The organism is Salinisphaera hydrothermalis C41B8 (assembly GCF_000732535.1).
In the GTDB taxonomy this organism is placed as follows: Bacteria; Pseudomonadota; Gammaproteobacteria; order Nevskiales; family Salinisphaeraceae; genus Salinisphaera; species Salinisphaera hydrothermalis.
Genome location: NZ_APNK01000032.1, coordinates 1 through 18,643, shown reverse-complemented (window position 1 = coordinate 18,643; position 18,643 = coordinate 1). Strand labels below are relative to the sequence as shown.

Genomic DNA, 18,643 nt, shown 5'->3' with positions numbered 1-18,643 from the left:
GGTGACAGGCCGGCGCGCTTCGCCTGTTGGAGGAGTTGAGCCATGACCGCCGTGCTGTCGCTGGAACATGTGAGCAAGGGCTTTCCGGGCGTCAAGGCGCTCGACGATGTCAGCCTGACCGTCGAGGCCGGCGAGATCCACGCGCTGCTGGGCGAGAACGGCGCCGGCAAGTCGACGCTGATGAAGATCCTTTGCGGGATCTATCAGCCCGACGAAGGCACCATTCGCCTCAACGGCGAGGCCCGGCATTTTTCCAGTTATCGGGATGCCTGTGCCGCCGGCGTGGGCATCGTGTTCCAGGAATTCAGCCTCGTGCCCTGGCTGTCGGTGGTCGACAATATCTTTCTCGGCCGCGAACCACGCAATCGGCTCGGCCTGATCCAGCGTGCGCGCATGATGGCGGAGGCTTATGAACTGTTCGATCGCCTGGATATCGATATCGATCCGGAGATCCAGGTCCATCGGCTGAGCGTGGCCGACCAGCAGTTCGTCGAAATCGCCAAGGCGCTGTCGCTCAACGCCCGTGTGCTGGTGCTCGACGAGCCGACCGCGCCGCTGACGCCGACCGAGGTCGAGCGGCTGTTCAAGATCATGCGACGGCTGCGCGAGGGCGGCGTGGCGATGGTGTTCATCTCGCATCATCTGGAAGAGATCTTCCAGGTCTGCGACCGCATCACCGTGTTGCGTGACGGCACGTATGTGGATAGCTGCGCGGTTACCGAGACCGACCACGACGCGCTGGTGGAGATGATGATCGGCCGCAAGGTCGACAACATCTTCCCGCCGCGCGAACCCCGCAACACCAACGCGCCGATTCTGCTCGAAGCCGAGATCGGCATGAAGCACGCCACGCACACCGATTCGCTGACACTGGCGAAAGGCGAGATTCTCGGCTTTGCCGGCCTGGTTGGCTCCGGCCGCAGCGAGCTGGCGATGGCTCTGATCGGGGCCTATCCCACCCGGGTGGCGAAGATCCGGCTCGATGGCCGCGAAGTCCGTTTTCGTTCGCCGGCCGATGCACTGGACGCCGGGATCGGGCTGCTACCCGAGGATCGCAAGCGTCAGGGGCTGATCCTGCCGTTTTCCTGCGGCGACAACATCACGTTGAATCATCTCAAACAGTTCTATCGTCCGGCGCCGTTTCTGAGCCGCTCGCGCGAGGCCGACACCGTCGACGCCGCGATGGATCAGGTCCGGGTCAAGGCGCCGAGCGCCGAGACGCCGGTGCAGTCCCTGTCCGGCGGCAACCAGCAGAAAGTGGTGATCGCCCGCTGGCTGGATCGTGGCTGTCGTATTCTGATTTTCGACGAGCCGACGCGCGGCATCGACGTCGGCGCGAAATCCGAGATCTATGCCCTGATGAAGCGGCTGGCTAGCCAGGGCATCGCCATCATCATGATTTCTTCCGAGCTGCCCGAGATCACCGGGCTGTGCGATCGCGTGCTGGTATTCAGCCATGGCCGCATCGTGGCCGAGCTGGCCGACGGCGAGATCGAGGCCGACACCATCATGCGCCACGCGGTCACCGAGCCCCGGCGTGACGACGTTTCCCAACCTGTGACCGAGGACGCCCGATGAGCGACTCCACGCAACCCGCTGCGGTGGCCGCGCCGCGTCGTCAACGACGCTCGCGCGCCACGCGCATGCTGCATTCGCCGATGTTCTTCCCGCTGCTGGGGTTCATCGCCGTGTTCATCATCATGAGCCTGGTCAACGACCGGTTTCTCGATGTGTCGAATATCGAGAACGTGGCTCGCCAGGGCTCGGTGATCGGGATCATCGCGGTGGGCATGAGCTTTGCCATCTTCACCGGCGGTATCGATCTGTCGGTGGGCCCGGTGATGGCGCTGTCCGGCACCCTCATGGCCGGGCTCATGGCCGCCGGCTGGCCGGCGCCGGTCGCGATCGCCGCCGGGTTGTGCGTGGGCAGTCTGTTCGGCGCCTTCAACGGCTTCTGCGTGGCCTTTGGTCGCATGCCGCCGATTATCGTGACGCTCGCGACCATGGGCGCGGCCCATGGCCTGGCATTGCTGTATACCGGCGGTTATCCGATCTCCGGGCTGCCGTCGTGGTTCGCCTGGTTCGGCCGCGGCAGCCTGGCCGGCATCCAGGTGCCGATCCTGATCATGTTGCTGGTCTATGCCGCCGGTTATGTGGTGCTGCATCACACGCCGTTCGGTCGCTATGTGTATGCCGTCGGCGGTAACGAGGAAGCTACGCGGCTGACCGGTATCCGCGTGCCGCGCACCAAGATGCTGGTTTACAGCATCAGCGGCTTGACCGCGGCGATCGCCGGGCTCGTCATCACGGCCCGTCTGATGAGCGGCCAGCCGAGTATCGGCGAAGGCTTCGAGCTGGATGCGATCGCGGCCGTCGTGCTCGGCGGCGCGGCGATCTCCGGCGGGCGCGGCGTGGTACTGGGCACGCTGGTCGGCGCCATGCTGCTGGCCATGCTCAACAACGGTCTCAACCTGATGGGCGTGTCGTCCTATCTCCAGGACGTCATCAAGGGCGGCATCATCCTGCTTGCGGTCTATATCGGCCGCGGTCGCGACGCCTGATCGATTTTCGAACAACGCCGCGACGCGGCAAGGGAGTATTACCATGAGCCAGACCGCCGAGACGATGCAGGCCATCGTCTGTCACGGGCCCGAGGATTATCGCTTTGAGGCCGTGGCGCGGCCGAGCGCGGGACCGGGCGAAGTCATCCTGAAGATCGGCGCCTGCGGCATCTGTGCCAGCGACGTGAAATGCCGCGGCGGCGCGGCCATGTTCTGGGGCAACGAATCCCAGCCGTCGTGGGTCAAGGCGCCGGTGGTGGCCGGGCACGAGTTCTTCGGCGAAGTGGTCGAACTGGGCGAGGGTGCCGGCGAGCGGACCGGGCTGGCGATCGGCGACCGGGCGATTGCCGAGCAGATCGTGCCCTGTGGCGAGTGCATGTACTGCGATTCGGGCCATTACTGGATGTGCGAGGTGCACAACATCTTCGGCTTCCAGCGCGAGGTCGCCGACGGCGGCATGGCCGAATACATGCGGGTGCCCGCCAAGGGCCGGCTGCACCGGATTCCGGAAGGCCTGTCGCGCGCCGAGGCCGCGTTCATCGAGCCGTTGGCCTGTGGTATTCATGCCGTCAACCGCGGCGATATCCAGCTCGACGACACGGTGGTCATCGCCGGCGCCGGGCCGATCGGTCTGGCCATGGCCCAGGTCGCCCACCTGAAAACGCCGAAAAAGCTGATCGTGATCGACATGATCGACGAACGCCTGGCGCTGTCCGAGCGGTTCGGCGCGGATGTCACCCTCAACCCGTCGCGCGACGATGTCGGCGCCCGGGTACGCGAGCTCACCGGCGGCTATGGTTGCGATGTGTATATCGAGGCCACCGGCTCGCCGACCGGCGTGCGCCAGGGGTTGGATATCATCCGCAAGCTCGGCCGGTTTGTGGAATTCAGCGTCTTCGGCAAGGAGACGTCGGTCGACTGGTCCATCATCGGTGATCGCAAGGAGCTCGACGTGCGCGGGGCGCATCTGTCGCCGCGGACCTTCCCCGTGGCCATCGACCTGATGTCGCGCAAGCTCGTGACCACCGATGGCATCGTCACCCATGAGATGCCGATGGCCGACTACGAGGAAGGCTTTCGCATGGCCACCGCGGCCGAGTCGATCAAGGTGTTGCTGATTCCCTGATCGAACAGGTTGATGCGCGCGGCCGGCGTCTTCTGCCGGTCGCGCGTTATTCGATCAGCTCGCCGCGGACGGTGATCGTCTGTTGCGGCAGCTCCGGATCGGCGATGCGTTCGAGCAGCAGCTCGAGCGCACGCTGGCCGGCATGGAAGCCATCGTGTACCACGCAGGGCACGCGGATATCGAAGATATCCAGATAGGGCAGGCGGTCGATACTGATCACGCTGAGCGTGTCGGGCGCGATGCCGTGGGCTTTCATCGCCTGCAGCGCGCCGAGCGTAATGAGCTGGTTCATGCCGAAGATGGCCCCCGGCATGCCGTACGTCTCGATATAAGCGCCCACGTCGTCGCGCGCCGGCTCCAGCGTGTAATCGCCCCAGAGTACGTCGACCGCCACGCCCCGGTCGGTTTCGGCGAGCGTGGTCTGGACCCCGGCCAGGCGTTCGCGCGAGATGATGGACTGCTCCGGGCCGGCTGCTATCAGCAGGCGCGCGGGCGCCTCGGCCGAAACCCGCGTCTCGGCGAATACACGGTTGAGCAGATGGGCGGCTACGCATTGTCCGGCCCAGACGTTATCCAGCACCACCGAACTGAAATCGGCGTTGTAGAGCGTGCGGTCGAGCTGGACCACGGCCACATCGCTGTTGTGCAGCCGGTCGATATAGTCCGGGCGATAATCCGGTTCGTCGGAGATCGGCGACAGGATGATGCCCGCGGCCTGATAGCTCAGCAGCGTTTCGATCGCGTTGGCTTCCAGCCAGGCCTCGCCGTCGGTGTCGAACAACAGGATGGCGTAATTGTGCTGCTTCGCGTGGCGAGAGACCGCCTTGATCATCTCCGCGTAGAACGGATTATCCACGCTGGCGGTGACGAAGCCGATCAGCCGGCTTTCGCTGTGCTTCAAACCGCGCGCAAAAGCGTTCGGGACATAGCCCAGTTCGCTGGCAGCCGCTTCGATCTTCGAGCGCGTTTCAGCCTTGACCATTTCCGGTCGGTTGAGCGCACGCGAGACCGTGATATTCGTCATGCCGACCCGGGCGGCAACGTCGGCAATGGTCACGCGTCGGTTTTTGGGCATGAAACGGCGTTGTCCGGACGATGAGCGTGAATGTTGAGCCTATCTTAGCCCAATGCGATCGGTCCCAGCGGTCACGAGGTCTCTTCAGCACAGCCGGCCGCGGCGAGGGTGCGCTGTTCACGCGCATGCAGGACCGCCATGCCGACGGCGAGTGCCACACCGACGAAGAACAGGGCGCCGAATACGGCGAAGGTGTCGTGGAAGGCTCGGGTGATTCCGGTCAGCGTATGCGTCGACGGCGCATGGCCCTGATAGAGCGAGCGCAGATCGACTTCGCCGCCCAGATAGTGCGCCGCTCGGATCTCCAGCAGTAGGGCGAGCAGATTCACCCCGAGCGTGCCGCCGAGCTGGCGTGAGAAGCTGATCACGCTCGAGCCTTGTTGGGTGAGGTCGGTCGGCAGGCCGCGCAGCCCGCCGATGTTGAGTGCGGGCATCATGATGCCGAGCGCCATGCGGCCGCAGGCGACCAGCATGGCGAGCAGCCAGAACGGCGTGGACGAATCAGTCAGGGCCAGCCCCAGCGTGCCCAGGGCGAAACCGCTGCAGCCGACGATATTGAGCCAGTGCGCGGCGAAGCGATCGGCTAGCCGGCCGCCGATCGGAAAGATTGCGAGCAGCGTCAGGCCGGCCGGCATCATCACCAGCCCGGTCGTACTCGGCGAGAAGCGCTGTACGCTCTGGGCGAGTAGCGGCACCAGATAGGTCGAGGCATACAGGCCGGCGCCGTAGAGGGCAGCGATGCCGCTGGCCAGTACGAAGCGCGGATAAGCGAATACCGCAAGGCGAATCAGGGGATGCGGCGAGGTGACTAGCCGGATCACGAAGGCGATGCCGAATCCGATACCGATCGCCGTCACCAGGCTGCCGCGCAGCGTGGCGTATGCCGAGAGTTCGGTCAGCCCGGTAAGCAGCAGCACCAGCGCCATGCACAGCAGCCCGAAGCCGATCCAGTCGAACGGTTCGCGCTGGTCGCTGCGATGCTTCGGCAGCACGCGCCAGCCGCCGGCGAGCCCAAGCAGGCAGAAGGGAATCGACGGTAAAAAGACGGCCCGCCACGACAGCCAGTCAATGAGAAAACCGCCTACCGTGGGCCCGAGGGCCGGGGCGAGCACGACGCCCATGCCGTAGAGCCCGAGCGCGCGGCCGCGTTCGGCATCGTCGAAGCTCTGGAAAATCACGACCAGGGCCAGCGGCTGGATGATGCCGGCCGTGGCGCCCTGGATGACGCGGGCGGCAATCAGCACTGCGGCGTTCGGACTGGCCGCCGCGATCACACAGGCGACCAGAAACACCGAAAGTGTCGTTGCAAAGGTGCCGCGTTGGCCGAGACGTTCGATCACCCGCGCGCTGGCGAGCATCGCGGCCGTCATGGCCGCCAGGAATCCGGTGGAAATCCATTGCGCACCGGCCTGATTCAGGCCGAAGTCCACCATGATCGGCGGAATGGCGACATTGACCACGGTCGCGTTCAGGACCACGGCGATGGTCCCCATCAGGACTGTGAGGGCGAGCGGCCAGCGCCGGGATCGAGCGTCGTCATGGGGCAGGGGCATGCGAAATATTCTAACCGCGGTCCACGTTAACCAGCCTGCAAACTCAGGGTTTGTCGCGATATCCGAGCCGCGTTACGACCCTCATGCTGGGTTGCAACACTTGCTTGCCAGCAAACCCCGAGGATTCCCATGCAAACCGATCGATTCATTGCCCACGTCTACGAGGACTGCCCGCAGCTCGCTCCGGATGTCGTACATCAGTGCACGCTGATTACGCTGGATTCGCTGTGCGAACAGCTGCCCAAGGACCAGACGGCGCGCATGGCCGAGCAGCTGCCCGACGAAATCGCGGATGCGATCCGGGCTGGCGGCGACCGGGCGGATACGTCCTACGTTCCGATCTCGCTGGACGAGTTCTACGGCAAGGTGGCTTTTCGTACCGAACTGCCCAGCCAGGACACGCAACAGCTCGTGGCCAGCGTGATCCGAACGCTGGACAAAGCGCTCAGCGACGGCGAATCAGAGGCTGTCGCCCTGGATTTGCCGAGCGAGCTGGATCAGCTGTTGCACTGATTCGTTGCCTCACGGCCGGTTATTCGGAGAACACCAGGTTCTCGGGTTTCTCGGTCAGCCGGATGCTGTGGCCGTCGACTGCGATCAGATTGTCCAGATGCGTGAAGTGCGCCTGCGGCAGCACCATGACGCGGTCCGGATTGTTGGCCAGATAATCGGTGAACCCCGCGATCGAGCCGCCGGTGCCGAGATAGTCGACCAGTCGGCGGAACAGCTTCGGTAGGATCACGGCGTCTTTGGTAATCGAGGCGAGATCGTCGACCGTGACGCCCGTATTGGTGCGGTCCGATGGCCACAGTCCGCGTTCGGCGTTGCGGGCGGCCCGGGTCTGCTCGGCGAAACGTTCGCGCAGGTCGTGGAACAAGCCGGTATAGAACGTTGGGTAGGCCAGGCCTTCATTGAGCAACTCGGCATTGGCCGTGGTGGCCAGTTCGTCGGCCGTGAGGAAGTGCGGCTCGCCGTCGGTCAGCCCGAGCGCTTTGCCGGCGTCTGCCGACAGCGCGAATGACACCGGGCGGCCATAGGCGCCGGTTGTCCGGGCCAAAATGAAGCCGGGCACGTTGTCGTCCGCACTCGTGACTTCGTAGTGGTCGGCATCCCAAGATACGTTATGGATGCCGAGTGCCGCGAACAGTTCGTGCGCGGCCTTCTCGGCGTATTGCAACGGCTGGTGATGGCCGGCGTAGTGGGTTTCCAGCGTATCGACCGCTTCGAGACGAAGCTGGACGTGCCCGCGCGCGTTCGGGCTGGCCTTGCGGCCGGCCAGTACCCCCCAGGCGTCCGCGCGGTTGGCCGCAAAACGGATCGAATCCCCGTCGGGCGAATAGCCCTGGATATGGAACGTGCCGGCGATGACCTGGAAAGACATGCGTGGCCTCGATGTGTGACGTGGCACCCGTCATCGTGGGAGAGCCCGATGACGGTCGGATGAATGCGCAGCGCTACAAGCCGAGATCGCTCAGGCCCGGATGGTCGTTCGGGCGCCGGCCCTGGGGCCAGAAATACAGCCGCTCGGATTCGGTGATCGGCAGATCGTTGATGCTGGCGAGGCGCCGAGCCATCAGGCCGTGTTCGTCGAACTGCCAGTTCTCGTTGCCGTAGGCGCGATACCACTGGCCCGAGTCGTCGTGATACTCGTAGGCAAAACGCACGGCGATGCGGTTCTCGCCGAAGGCCCAGAGTTCCTTGATCAGTCGGTACTCGAGCTCGCGTCGCCACTTGCGGGTGAGAAACGCACGGATCTCGTCGCGGCCGCTCAGAAATTCGGCGCGATTACGCCATTGGCTGTCCGGCGTATAGGCAAGCGCGACCCGGTCCGGATCGCGCGTGTTCCAGGCGTCCTCGGCGAGGCGTACTTTCTCGAGGGCGGTGTCCCGCGTGAACGGGGGAACAGGCGGTTTGTTTTCCATGACAGCCTCGACGATCGAGTGGCAAGAGCCGCATGGTAGCGAGGCCCGGCCCAGCTGTCCGCCGTCGTACTGCGGTCGGCGTCAGCCGCGAGCCCGGTGCCGTCGTTGTGAGACGGCACCGGGCATGGCTCGTGATGCCGCGGGCAGTGCAACGTCCGATGTGTTCGACGCGGCTCAACCAGGGGCCGGATACAAACCACGGTCCGCGGCGGCTTCGGACGGTTCTGACGCAGCCGCTGCCGGCGACGCCGCCTCGCCGCGCTCCAGCCGGAAGCCCGAGACCAGGCGCTGGAGCATATCCGTCTGTTCATGCATCGATTGGGCCGCGGCTGCTGCCTGTTCGACCAGCGCGCTGTTCTGCTGCGTGTTGGAATCCAGGTCGGTGACGGCCTGATTGACCTGTTCGATGCCGCGCCGCTGTTCTTCGCTGGCGTTACGGATTTCCTCCATGAACTGGGTGACGCGCCGGATGTCGTCGACCACGCCCTGCATGTGCTCGCCGGCATGCCCGGCCAGCTCCGCGCCGCGGCCGACTTTTTCGTTGGAGTTTTCGATCAGTTCCCGGATCTCGGTCGCGGCATCGCCAGAGCGTTTGGCCAGCGCCCGGACTTCCGCGGCGACCACTGAGAAGCCCCGGCCGTGCTCGCCGGCGCGGGCGGCCTCGACTGAAGCGTTGAGCGCCAGAATATTGGTCTGGAAGGCGATGCCGTCGATCGTGGTGAGGATATCCACGATCTGCTGCGACGATTGATTGATTTCGTCCATCGTACTGACCACCTCGCCGACCACGGTGTGCGCCTGACCGGCTCGGGCCGAGGTTTCGGCGGCGACCTCGTTGCCCTGCTGGGCGCGTTCGGCGTTATGGGCGACCGTGGTAGTGAGCTCTTCCATGGAGCTGGCGGTTTCTTGCACCGCGCTCGCCTGGTTTTCGGTCCGGCTCGACAGATCCATATTGCCGTCGGCGATCTGCCGGGCGGCGCCGGAGAGTTCGCCGCTGGCCGCGGAGATCTGTTGCAGCATCGACTGCAGGCGTTCGACGAAGCGGTTGAAGCTCGCCGATACCGCCTCGAATTCGCGGCCGCCGTTCTCTGGGAGGCGCTGAGTCAGATCGGCGTCGCCGGCCGCCAGCTCGTCGATGCCACGCTGCAGTCGGCCCACGCGTTTCATGATCTGACGCAGCCCCAGAACCACGAGGGCCAGGAACAACAACGCGAGCGGAATCTGGGTCCAGCCCAGGCGCGACAGCACTTCGTTGCTTTTGGCCATCAACAGCCGGGTGGGCACCGCGCTGGCCAGGACCCACGGCGTATTCTTGATCGGGCGCAGGAACAGCGTCTGGTCGTCGCCATCGGCATCGAAATGCACCTTGGCGGGCTGCGCGGCCTGGGCGTCCGACGAACCGAGGGCCTTGGCCACCGCGGCCGCCATCGGCGAACGATCGGCCAGCGCGGAAAGCTTGTCGAGCACGATCGGGCCCTTGATTCGCGTGCTGTTGCTCACGATCGTGCCGTCGTGCTCGACGATCAGGATCTGGCCGTGGATCTGTTTTTCCATCCGGGCGACCAGGCCGTTGAAAAAGCCCAGCGTGACGTCGATGGTGGCCACGCCCCAGCGCTGGCCGTTGCGGAAGATGCTCATCGCGCAATTGGTGCGCGGCTCGGGGCTGGCGTCGTCCTTGTACGCGGTGGCCCAGGCACATTCGCCTTGCGGCGCGGCCATGCCGTGCTTGAACCAGGACTGCTCGAAATACTTCTTCGAATCCGGGGTGTTCCAGTACGTATTGAGCGTCAGTTTGCCGCTGTCATTACGGGCAAAGAACGTGCTGTCGCGCTCGCGGGCCGGGTCGCGCTTGTAAGGCAGGGGCCAGATGCCGCCGCCGGAAATACTGGTATCGCCGTACTGATCGACCAGCGACGGCAGAATCGTTTGGATCTGATCGTTGGGCAGGCCGGCCACTGTTTGCGTGATCGTACGCATCTGCGCGTTCACGCTTGCCAGCCTTTTCTGGATCGTGTCCGCAATATTGCCGACCTGTTCGGCCACGTTCGCTTCCGACTGCCGTCGCAGTTCGGGGGCGACGTAGCTCTCGATGACCGCCACGGTCACCCCGGTAATAACGACGAAAAACGCCACGGCGAAAACCGTGTAGCGAACCTGGAGCGATTTCAGCCAGCCCATGATGATCCAATGCCTCGGCGGAGTGATGACGAACAGCGCGCGCCATATCGGCCATCCCGGGCAAAGATTTAGATTGATTCGCGCCACGCCGACGAACGGTTGACCCTGTCCTGTCGCGAGGCTTCGGCGTTAATTGGGGCGCCGCATCCGGGCGTGGCCGGCGGGCCCCGGGCGGCGAATCAGTACGGCCTGGCCACGAGAGCGCGTGGCGCGCCGAGTCGATGCTCGTCGCCGTCGCCCGATGGATCGTTATTCTTCCTTTTCAATACGCACCGAGGTGACACCCTCGATTTCGCCGAGGCTGACGAACAGATGTTCCGTAGGCTGGCGACCGGCGATGTGGAGTGTGGCACGGGCCGTTTCCGCCCGGTCGACCGGGTCCGGCATCGACATATCCTCGATCATGAACTTCTGCTCGGTGCAGCGCCGGAACACCCGGTGCATGACATCCTCCCGAGGCCGGTAGGTCAGATTCACCACGTGATGGCGGGTGAGGACGTATCGATTGAAGGGGGTATAGACGTACGCCACGATGAAGTGTCCGGCGGTGGCCAGCATGGCGAGGACCGGCAGACCGGCGGCACAGGCCATGCCGACCGCGGCCGTCAGCCAGACCACAGCCGCCGTGGTCAGTCCGCGTACCGCATCCCCGCGCACGAAGATCAGGCCGCCGCCGATGAAGCCGATGCCGGACACGATCTGGGCGGCGACGCGCGACGGGTCGAACGAGACATGCGCATCGCCGGCGACATCGCCAAAGCCGTATTTCGAGACCAGCACGATCAGCGCCGCACCTACGCCCACGAGGGTATGCGTGCGCAACCCCGCACTTTTCATGCGGAATTCGCGTTCCAGCCCGATCAGCGATGACAGCACGAACGCCAGCGCCAGCTCGCCGATCTGCAGCCAGCCCTGGCCGCCCGGGTCGGGAAACAGGAAATGGGTGATGCTCATGCCGTGGCGTCCCGGAACACTTTCGTTTCCAAGATATCGCTATTGCGGCGCTGCGATAAGCGGGTCGGTCTTAGATGGTATCTAGGTCGCCGCCCGATCCAGATGGGTATAGCCGCCGTCGACCACGGCCCATTGGCCGGTCGTATGCGCCGCGCGTGGCGACAGCAGGAAGACCGCGGTATCGGCGATCTCTTCCGGTCGGGTCATGCGATGCCCGAGCGGGATACGGGCCGTGATGTGTGCGCGGGCGGCGGCCGGGTCGTCGAAGCTGCTCAGCCAGCGTTCGTACATGGGCGTGGCGACCTCGGCCGGCACCACCGCGTTCACGCGCACGTTGTGCGCGGCCAGTGATACGGCCCATTCGCGGGTGAGCGCGAGGGTCGCGCCTTTGGCGGCACAGTAGCCGCTGGTGCCGCCCTGGCCTGTCAGCGCGGTTTTCGAGGCGATGTTCACGATCGCGCCCTGGTTGGTCTTCAGATGGGCCTCGCAGAGATGCGCCATCAGGTAGTAGTGCAGCAGGTTGCGTTCCAGCGATTGTTTGAAGGCCGCGATGCCCGCGTCCAGCCCGACGCCGTCGTTGGCGCCGGCGTTGTTGACCAGTCCGTAAATATCACCGCCGGCGGCGATGTCGGCCACGGCGTTTCGGCAGGCGGCTTCGTCGGTCAGGTCGACGGCGATATGCCGCGCGCGGGGCTGGATGGCCTGCAGTTCGTCGACGTAGCCCGGATCGTTGCCGCGATCGAGCATGACCGGTATCGCGCCTTCCAGGGCCAGCCGCCGGCTGATGGCACCGCCGATGCCGGCCAGGCCGCCGGTGACGATCACGATCTTGTCGCTGAGTTCCAGGTCCACGCGTTGTCCTTCAGAGGGTCAGCTGATAAGTGGCGATGGCGTTGGCACCGAGCAGCTTGCGATGAAATTCACCGCCCTGAGCCCGGGCCCAGGCGTCGATGAGCGCGAACCAGTCGCCATAGCCGATCGCCAGCTGGCAGACCGGCCAGTCGGAGCCGAAGATCAGGCGATCCTCGCCGAACAGTTCGAGGGCGGTGTCCAGATGCCGATGGATGCCGTCGATATCCGGCGGTTCGTCGAACGACGACTGCGCCTCGGTCGCCAGTCCGGACACCTTGGCCACGACGTGTGGCATGGCCGCCAGTTCGCGCATGGCGTCCTGCCAGGCCGTGAAGTGTGCGTCGTCGCCCGTGATCGCGGGCTTGGCCAGATGATCGAGCACCAGCGTATGCCGGTCGTGGCGGCCGCAGAAGGCTACGGCTGCGTCCAGCTGGGTCCGATTGACGAGCACCTCGTAGATCAGACCGCGATTCTGGACCGCGGCGACACCGGCATCGAAACGAGTATCGTCGAGCCGCGCCGGATCGCCCTCGATCTGATGCCGCAGGCCAACCAGCGGGCCGGTGGCCTGCCAATGCCCGACGTGATCATCGGCGTCGGGCGTGGTGAGATCGACCCAGCCGACCACGCCGGCGACCCAGTCTTCGGCCGCCGCCTGTTCCATCAGGAAGGCGGTTTCGGCTTCGTCGCCGGTGGCCTGGACCGCGATCGTGGCCTCGATACCGGTCTCGGCCATGGCCTCGGCCAGATCGACCGGCAGCCAGTCGTGCATCAACACGTCCATACCCGACTCGATCCAGTCGAGCCGGGCCGGGTCATAGCGCCAGAAGTGCTGATGCGCGTCGATGAGCATGGCGTTGCCTCAACCGGTGAAGCGATAGCGCTCGAGGGATTCGGCCTTCATCTCGCCAGAATACCCCGGCGCAGTCGGCACCTGGTAGGCGGCATTCTTGACCACGCAGGGGTCGACGAAATGCTCGTGCAGGTGATCGACGTATTCGGTCACGCGGCCTTCGGTGGTGCCCGAGAAACAGACGAAATCGATCATGGATACATGCTGGACGTACTCGCACAGGCCGACGCCGCCGGCATGCGGGCAGACCGGCAGTTCGTACTTGGCGGCCATCAGCAACACGGCCAGCACTTCGTTGACGCCGCCGAGCCGGCAGGCATCGAGCTGCACCACGTCGATCGCCTCGCGCATCATGAACTGCTTGAAGATCACGCGGTTCTGGCACATCTCGCCGGTCGCGACCTTCACCGGGGCGACGCCCTGCTTGATCGCACGATGCGCTTCGACGTCGTCCGGGCTGGTCGGCTCCTCGATGAACCAGGGCCGGGCGAATGCCAGTTCGTTGACCCAGTCGATCGCCTCATCGACTTCCCACATCTGGTTGGCGTCGATCATCAGCTCGCGATCTTCGCCGATCACTTCGCGGGCGATGGTCACGCGGCGCTTGTCGTCTTCCAGGTCGCCGCCGCATTTCAGCTTGACATGGTTGTAGCCTTCATCGACCGCTTCCTGGCACAGCCGGCGCAGCTTGTCCTCGCTGTAGCCGAGCCAGCCGGCGGACGTCGTGTAGCAAGGATAGCCGCGGGCCTCGAGTTCGGCGATCCGCTCGTCTTTGCCCTGGGCGCGCTCGCGCAGCAGTTCGAGCGCTTCGTTCTTGGTGATGCAGTCGGTCATGTAGCGGAAATCGATGCAGCGCACGATGTCTTCCGGCGACATCTCGGCCACCAGTCGCCACACCGGCTTGCCCTCGGACTTGGCCCAGAGATCCCAGGCCGCGTTGACTATGGCCGCGGTCCCCAGATGGATCGCGCCTTTCTCGGGGCCGATCCAGCGCAGCTGGCTGTCGCCGGTCACGCGGCGCCAGAACGCGCCCATGTCGGCGGCGATATCGGCCAGATCGAGGCCGATCACGAGATGGCGCATGGATTCGATCGCGGCACAGGCCAGTTCGTTGCCACGGCCGATGGTGAAGGTCAGGCCGTGGCCTTCCAGCTCCGGCGTATCGGTCTCGAGAATGCAGTAGGCCGCGGAATAATCCGGGTCCGGATTCATGGCGTCCGAGCCGTCGAGCTGCTCGGAGGTGGGGAAGCGTACGTCGATGACGCGTACGTCGGTAATCTGAGTCATGCGTTCACCGTATGCTGGGATTGTTCGCCGAGGCCTTCGATGCCGAGCCGGATATGTTGGCCGGCGCGCAGGAAGACCTGCGGCGATTGGCCGGCGCCCACGCCGGGCGGGGTGCCGGTGGAGATGATGTCGCCGGGCTGCAGGCTCATGAAGCGCGACAGATACGACACCAGATAGGCGACCTCGTAGACCATGGTCGAGGTGTTGCCGTTCTGGTAGGTCTTGCCATCCACCGACAGCCACATGTCGAGCTGCTGCGGGTCGGCGATCTCGTCGCGGGTGACCAGCCAGGGGCCGATCGGGCCGAAGGTGTCGCAGCCCTTGCCCTTGTCCCAGGTGCCGCTGCGCTCGAGCTGGAATTCACGTTCGGAGACGTCGTTGACCACGCAGTAGCCGGCGACGTGATCCATGGCGGCCTCGGGCTCGATATAGCGCCCGCCGCGGCCGATGATCACGCCGAGCTCGACTTCCCAGTCGGTCTTTTTCGAATCGCGCGGGATCTCGACGTCGTCGTTCGGCCCGCAGATCGCGCTCGTCCACTTGTTGAAGATCACCGGCTCGGGCGGGACTTCGGCGCCGGTCTCGGCCGCGTGATCGGAATAGTTCAGGCCAATGCAGATGAACTTGCCGACGTTGCCCACGCAGGGGCCGATACGGACATCGGTATCGACCGCGGGCAGGGTAGACAGATCCTGACCGCGCAGGCGGTCGAGCGCGTCGGGCGTGAGCGTATCGCCGGCGATGTCGTCGACGAGGGACGACAGATCGCGGATCGTGCCGTCGGCATCGACCGCGCCTGGTTTTTCATGGCCGCGCGGGCCGTATCTGAGCAATTTCACTAAGCGCTCCTTGGAGTCGAATAAAAAATGGGCTAGTTCGCCCAGCCGCCGTCGATGAGCTGGGCAGTGCCGGTGATGAATGCGGATTCGTCCGAGGCGAGAAACGTCGCCAGGGCCGCGATCTCGTCCGGTCGGCCCAGCCGGCCCATGGGCTGGCGGGCAATGAAGTCGGCCATCACCTCGGCCTCGGTCCGGCCTTGTTCGGCGGCCTGGTCGGCGATGCGCTGGCGCAGGGAAGGAGAATCGACCGTGCCGGGGCAGATCGCGTTGCAGCGGATGCCGTCGGCCATGTAATCGGCCGCGATCGACTTGGTCAGCCCGATCACGGCGGCCTTGCTGGCGCCGTAGGCACAGCGGTTGGGCACGCCCTTCATGCTCGAAGCCAGCGAGGCCATGTTGACGATGCTGCCGCCGGCCGCGCGCATGCCGGGTAGAAACGCCCGGATCATGTCGAACATCGAGGTCACGTTGAGATCGAAGGCGCGTTGCCAGACCTCGCGCTCGCAGCCGAGCACCGAGCCCGCCGGCACCATGCCCGCGCAGTTGAACAGCACGTCGAGCGCGGGCAGTTCATCGCGCAGTGCCTCGATCGCGGCCGGGTCGGTCACATCCAGCGCATGGACTTCCACGCCGGACAGATCGGCCAGCGGCGCGGTGTCGATATCGGTGGCGATCACCCGGGCGCCTTCGGCTAAAAAGCGTTCCGCCGTCGCCCGGCCGATGCCCTGGCCGGCAGCGGTGATGAGCGCGGTCTTGTTCTGCAGCCTCATGAGCGGGCTCTCGTGTTCATGGCGATTCTTGGACTATTGGTCAGGCCATTGGTCCGAGAGTAGTGTGGCAACATGACGCTGGCAATCCATTGCGGGTCGCCAGGCCTCGAACTTTCGTCTCATTCGGGTGAATTACCGTGCCGATCGCCACCGTCCGCCAAACCCGCCTGTATCGCCAGATTGCGGACCAGCTGCAGCGCCTGATCCGTGAAGGGGAGTTCCCGCCCGGCACCAAATTGCCGCCCGAGCGCGAGCTGTCGCAACAGCTCGGCGTGAGCCGGGCCTCGGTGCGCGAGGCCTTGATCGCACTGGAAGTGGTGGGCGACGTGGAAGTCCGCGTCGGCCACGGTGTGGTCGTGCTCGATGCGGCCCATGGTTCGAGCGAGCCGGTGATGCAGGCCGCGGCCCGGAGCGAGCTCTGGCGCATCGATCCGGAGTTCGCCAGCGAGATCGAGCTCAATCTCGACGAAGAAATCCCGCCGTTCGCGCTGCTGCAGGCGCGTCGTCATATCGAGCCGGAGACCGCCGCGCTCGCTGCGGTCAACGCCGATGCCGATGATCTGGCCGCGTTGCGCGAAGCCCTGGCGCGTAACATCGAGGACAACCGCGCGCCCGGTGGGAATCGTTTCGTCGGCGACCGTCTGCTGCATATCCGTATTGCCGAGGCCTCGAACAACGCCGCCTATGCCTTGTTGATCAAGCATCTGCTCGGCCATCAGTACGGCGTGATGTTCCGCCGACTGCAGGCCTATTACATGGAAAACCAGATGTGGAACCGTTCGCAGGGCGATCACGAACGCATCGTCGCCGCGATCGAGGCCGGTGACGAAGCCGAGGCCCGTGCGGCGATGGAGAAACATCTGGATCACGTCCTCGGGGTGTTTTTCTCCGAGTAGAGTGAGCCGGCTTGTCGGCACGCGGACTCGCTCGTTTTGTCGCGTCGCCGGTCGCCGCGCTCGGGCGGATCGGCCATACCCGCCTGCCACTAACGTATAAAGGTCAGGCCATTGGACGTTTGCTTCAATCGAAGCCAACGATCGAGTCCGCCGAGCCTGCCGGTGGCGCTTCGAACGCATGACAACGACAGGCCGTCTTTCTGCCACGGCCGATCGTGGCAGGCGAGCTGTTATCAGGCACGGAGGAAACATGGCGCCATCGACCGCGGAAGACCCAAGCCGGAATCAGCCGCTGCTGTCGATGCGCGGCGTGAGTAAGGGCTTCCCGGGCGTTCAGGCGCTTTCCGGTGTCGACCTGGAATTGTATCCCGGTGAAGTGCTGGCGCTGGCCGGCGAGAACGGCGCCGGCAAATCGACGTTGATGAAGCTGCTTAGCGGTATCCACCAGGCCGATGCCGGCGAGATCGTGCTTGAGGGCGAAACACTCGAGCTGACCGGGCCGGCGGATGCCCAGGCCCGCGGCATTGCCATCATCCATCAGGAATTCAACCTGATCCCGCATCTCACCGTGGCCCAGAACCTGTTCATCGGCCGCGAGCCGCGGCGCTGGGGCTGGCTGGATCATCGCGCGCTCAATCGTCGCGCCCAGGCGCATCTCGACGAGCTCAAACTGCCGCTTCATGCACGCCAGACCGTGGGCGATCTTTCGGTCGCGCATCAGCAGATGGTCGAGATCGCCAAGGCGCTGATGCAAAAGCCGAAAGTCCTGATCATGGACGAGCCGACCGCGGCCTTGAACGACAACGAGGTCGCGCTGCTGCATGAGCTGATCCGGCATTTCATGACGCCGGATATGGGCGTGATCTATATCTCGCACCGCATGGAAGAGCTCAAGGTGACCGCGAACCGGGTGTCGGTGATCCGCGACGGCGCCAACGTGGGCGTACGCGAGATCGCGACCACCGATATGGACGAGATCATCGCGATGATGGTCGGGCGCTCGGTCTCGGGGGAGCATCGCCCCCAGCACGTGCGCTCCGATCGGGCCGAACTGCTGCGGGTGGACGGGCTCTCGACGAAGGGATTGCTCAAGGATGTTTCCTTCGACCTGCGCGAAGGCGAAATCCTCGGCTTTGCCGGGCTGATGGGCGCGGGGCGGACTGAGGTCGCCCGGGCGTTGATCGGCGCGGATCGGATCGAGTCGGGCACGATCACCCTACGCGGCCAAACCATCCGTATCACCGGGCCGTCCGATGCGGCCAAGCGCCGGATTGGTTATCTGTCGGAGGACCGCAAGCGGCTCGGGTTGCTGCTCGATCAGGACGTGAAGTTCAACATCACGCTCGGCACCGTCACCGATCTGTTCTCGGCCGGCGGCATGGTGCGCGACCGGCAGATGGCGGAGCGATCGAAGCAGTTGGTCGAGTCGCTGCGCATCAAGACGCCGTCCATCCGCCAGCCGGTGAAAAATCTGTCCGGCGGCAACCAGCAAAAGGTCGTCATCGCCAAGTGGCTGCTCAAGGGCTGCGACATCCTGATCTTCGACGAGCCGACGCGCGGCATCGACGTGGGCGCCAAGGAAGAGATCTATCGGCTGATGAACGATCTGGTGGCCGAGGGCAAGTCGATCATCATGATCTCGTCGGAGCTGCCGGAAGTGCTGCGCATGTCGCATCGCATCGCCGTGATGTGCGAAGGCCGGCTCACCGCCGTGTGAAGTGGACCCCGTGAGCTGGACAGCCCACAGCGATTTTTAAGTGGCAAGCTGCCTGGTTCA

The 18,643-nt window shown here is 64.9% G+C and carries 17 protein-coding genes; 6 read left to right on the top strand and 11 right to left on the bottom strand.

All coding sequences use genetic code 11. The features are described 5' to 3' along the window. Window positions 1-42 precede the first annotated feature (42 nt). Genes C41B8_RS15455 through C41B8_RS15445 form a run of 3 tightly spaced genes read left to right on the top strand, consistent with a single transcriptional unit; the run spans window position 43 to window position 3,687 of the window. Entirely contained in the window at window positions 43-1,578 is a 1,536-nt protein-coding gene (locus tag C41B8_RS15455; RefSeq protein ID WP_037340231.1) for a sugar ABC transporter ATP-binding protein, read from the top strand. Then, on the top strand, window positions 1,575-2,561 hold the full coding sequence (locus C41B8_RS15450) for an ABC transporter permease (RefSeq protein WP_084189100.1): 987 nt from the start codon (window positions 1,575-1,577) through the stop codon (window positions 2,559-2,561). The genes C41B8_RS15455 and C41B8_RS15450 overlap by 4 nt, the downstream gene beginning before the upstream one ends. Before the next feature lie 43 nt (window positions 2,562-2,604). Further along, the gene (locus C41B8_RS15445; protein ID WP_037340228.1) at window positions 2,605-3,687 is read left to right on the top strand and encodes an alcohol dehydrogenase catalytic domain-containing protein; all 1,083 of its coding nucleotides are present in this window, start codon (window positions 2,605-2,607) and stop codon (window positions 3,685-3,687) included. 46 nt (window positions 3,688-3,733) lie between these two features. Here the strand turns inward: C41B8_RS15445 and C41B8_RS15440 are convergent, their stop codons facing one another. Next, entirely contained in the window at window positions 3,734-4,762 is a 1,029-nt protein-coding gene (locus C41B8_RS15440; protein ID WP_037340226.1) for a LacI family DNA-binding transcriptional regulator, read from the bottom strand. Between the two features lie 71 nt (window positions 4,763-4,833). Beyond that, window positions 4,834-6,315 (bottom strand): DHA2 family efflux MFS transporter permease subunit, encoded by a 1,482-nt coding sequence (locus C41B8_RS15435; protein WP_084189098.1) that lies wholly within the window; start codon window positions 6,313-6,315, stop codon window positions 4,834-4,836. Window positions 6,316-6,444: 129 nt separating this feature from the next. Here C41B8_RS15435 and C41B8_RS15430 point away from each other — a divergent pair, with 129 nt between their 5' ends. Next, window positions 6,445-6,828, top strand: coding sequence for a DUF2267 domain-containing protein (locus tag C41B8_RS15430; RefSeq protein ID WP_037340223.1), 384 nt, complete (start codon window positions 6,445-6,447; stop codon window positions 6,826-6,828). 19 nt (window positions 6,829-6,847) lie between these two features. Here C41B8_RS15430 and C41B8_RS15425 read toward each other — a convergent pair whose 3' ends face one another. From C41B8_RS15425 to C41B8_RS15385, 9 genes are all read right to left on the bottom strand, one after another. Beyond that, window positions 6,848-7,696 (bottom strand): hypothetical protein, encoded by an 849-nt coding sequence (locus C41B8_RS15425; RefSeq protein WP_037340221.1) that lies wholly within the window; start codon window positions 7,694-7,696, stop codon window positions 6,848-6,850. 73 nt (window positions 7,697-7,769) lie between these two features. Further along, entirely contained in the window at window positions 7,770-8,237 is a 468-nt protein-coding gene (locus C41B8_RS15420; RefSeq protein WP_037340218.1) for a nuclear transport factor 2 family protein, read from the bottom strand. 174 nt (window positions 8,238-8,411) lie between these two features. After that, the gene (locus C41B8_RS15415) at window positions 8,412-10,415 is read right to left on the bottom strand and encodes a methyl-accepting chemotaxis protein (RefSeq protein ID WP_084189096.1); all 2,004 of its coding nucleotides are present in this window, start codon (window positions 10,413-10,415) and stop codon (window positions 8,412-8,414) included. 249 nt (window positions 10,416-10,664) lie between these two features. Then, complete coding sequence (locus C41B8_RS15410; protein WP_051883643.1) at window positions 10,665-11,369, bottom strand: MgtC/SapB family protein; 705 nt, start codon at window positions 11,367-11,369, stop codon at window positions 10,665-10,667. Window positions 11,370-11,450: 81 nt separating this feature from the next. Then, window positions 11,451-12,221, bottom strand: coding sequence for an SDR family oxidoreductase (locus tag C41B8_RS15405; protein ID WP_037340216.1), 771 nt, complete (start codon window positions 12,219-12,221; stop codon window positions 11,451-11,453). Window positions 12,222-12,231: 10 nt separating this feature from the next. Continuing rightward, complete coding sequence (locus C41B8_RS15400) at window positions 12,232-13,074, bottom strand: amidohydrolase family protein (protein ID WP_037340213.1); 843 nt, start codon at window positions 13,072-13,074, stop codon at window positions 12,232-12,234. A 9-nt stretch (window positions 13,075-13,083) separates the two neighbouring features. Next, the gene (locus tag C41B8_RS15395; RefSeq protein ID WP_037340210.1) at window positions 13,084-14,361 is read right to left on the bottom strand and encodes an L-fuconate dehydratase; all 1,278 of its coding nucleotides are present in this window, start codon (window positions 14,359-14,361) and stop codon (window positions 13,084-13,086) included. Next, complete coding sequence (locus tag C41B8_RS15390; protein ID WP_037340207.1) at window positions 14,358-15,200, bottom strand: fumarylacetoacetate hydrolase family protein; 843 nt, start codon at window positions 15,198-15,200, stop codon at window positions 14,358-14,360. The genes C41B8_RS15395 and C41B8_RS15390 overlap by 4 nt, the downstream gene beginning before the upstream one ends. Before the next feature lie 32 nt (window positions 15,201-15,232). Then, window positions 15,233-15,970 carry an SDR family oxidoreductase gene (locus C41B8_RS15385; protein WP_037340205.1) on the bottom strand — a complete coding sequence of 246 codons (738 nt, stop codon included), beginning with the start codon at window positions 15,968-15,970 and terminating at the stop codon, window positions 15,233-15,235. Between the two features lie 137 nt (window positions 15,971-16,107). Between C41B8_RS15385 and C41B8_RS15380 the strand changes: the two genes are divergently transcribed. Together C41B8_RS15380 and C41B8_RS15375 are read left to right on the top strand one after the other, a co-directional pair. Continuing rightward, complete coding sequence (locus tag C41B8_RS15380; protein ID WP_037340204.1) at window positions 16,108-16,866, top strand: FadR/GntR family transcriptional regulator; 759 nt, start codon at window positions 16,108-16,110, stop codon at window positions 16,864-16,866. A 250-nt stretch (window positions 16,867-17,116) separates the two neighbouring features. Then, window positions 17,117-18,583, top strand: coding sequence for a sugar ABC transporter ATP-binding protein (locus C41B8_RS15375; protein ID WP_051883642.1), 1,467 nt, complete (start codon window positions 17,117-17,119; stop codon window positions 18,581-18,583). The last annotated feature ends 60 nt before the right edge of the window (window positions 18,584-18,643 follow it).

What these genes read in the sequence shown, in the direction of transcription:
- C41B8_RS15420 (WP_037340218.1), bottom strand. Translation starts at nt 8,237, where the DNA reads ATGGAAAACAAACCGCCTGTTCCCCCGTTCACGCGGGACACCGCCCTC.
- C41B8_RS15445 (WP_037340228.1), top strand. Translation starts at nt 2,605, where the DNA reads ATGAGCCAGACCGCCGAGACGATGCAGGCCATCGTCTGTCACGGGCCC.
- C41B8_RS15440 (WP_037340226.1), bottom strand. Translation starts at nt 4,762, where the DNA reads ATGCCCAAAAACCGACGCGTGACCATTGCCGACGTTGCCGCCCGGGTC.
- C41B8_RS15385 (WP_037340205.1), bottom strand. Translation starts at nt 15,970, where the DNA reads ATGAGGCTGCAGAACAAGACCGCGCTCATCACCGCTGCCGGCCAGGGC.
- C41B8_RS15450 (WP_084189100.1), top strand. Translation starts at nt 1,575, where the DNA reads ATGAGCGACTCCACGCAACCCGCTGCGGTGGCCGCGCCGCGTCGTCAA.
- C41B8_RS15425 (WP_037340221.1), bottom strand. Translation starts at nt 7,696, where the DNA reads ATGTCTTTCCAGGTCATCGCCGGCACGTTCCATATCCAGGGCTATTCG.
- C41B8_RS15435 (WP_084189098.1), bottom strand. Translation starts at nt 6,315, where the DNA reads ATGCCCCTGCCCCATGACGACGCTCGATCCCGGCGCTGGCCGCTCGCC.
- C41B8_RS15415 (WP_084189096.1), bottom strand. Translation starts at nt 10,415, where the DNA reads ATGGGCTGGCTGAAATCGCTCCAGGTTCGCTACACGGTTTTCGCCGTG.
- C41B8_RS15430 (WP_037340223.1), top strand. Translation starts at nt 6,445, where the DNA reads ATGCAAACCGATCGATTCATTGCCCACGTCTACGAGGACTGCCCGCAG.
- C41B8_RS15375 (WP_051883642.1), top strand. Translation starts at nt 17,117, where the DNA reads ATGGCGCCATCGACCGCGGAAGACCCAAGCCGGAATCAGCCGCTGCTG.
- C41B8_RS15410 (WP_051883643.1), bottom strand. Translation starts at nt 11,369, where the DNA reads ATGAGCATCACCCATTTCCTGTTTCCCGACCCGGGCGGCCAGGGCTGG.
- C41B8_RS15395 (WP_037340210.1), bottom strand. Translation starts at nt 14,361, where the DNA reads ATGACTCAGATTACCGACGTACGCGTCATCGACGTACGCTTCCCCACC.
- C41B8_RS15400 (WP_037340213.1), bottom strand. Translation starts at nt 13,074, where the DNA reads ATGCTCATCGACGCGCATCAGCACTTCTGGCGCTATGACCCGGCCCGG.
- C41B8_RS15455 (WP_037340231.1), top strand. Translation starts at nt 43, where the DNA reads ATGACCGCCGTGCTGTCGCTGGAACATGTGAGCAAGGGCTTTCCGGGC.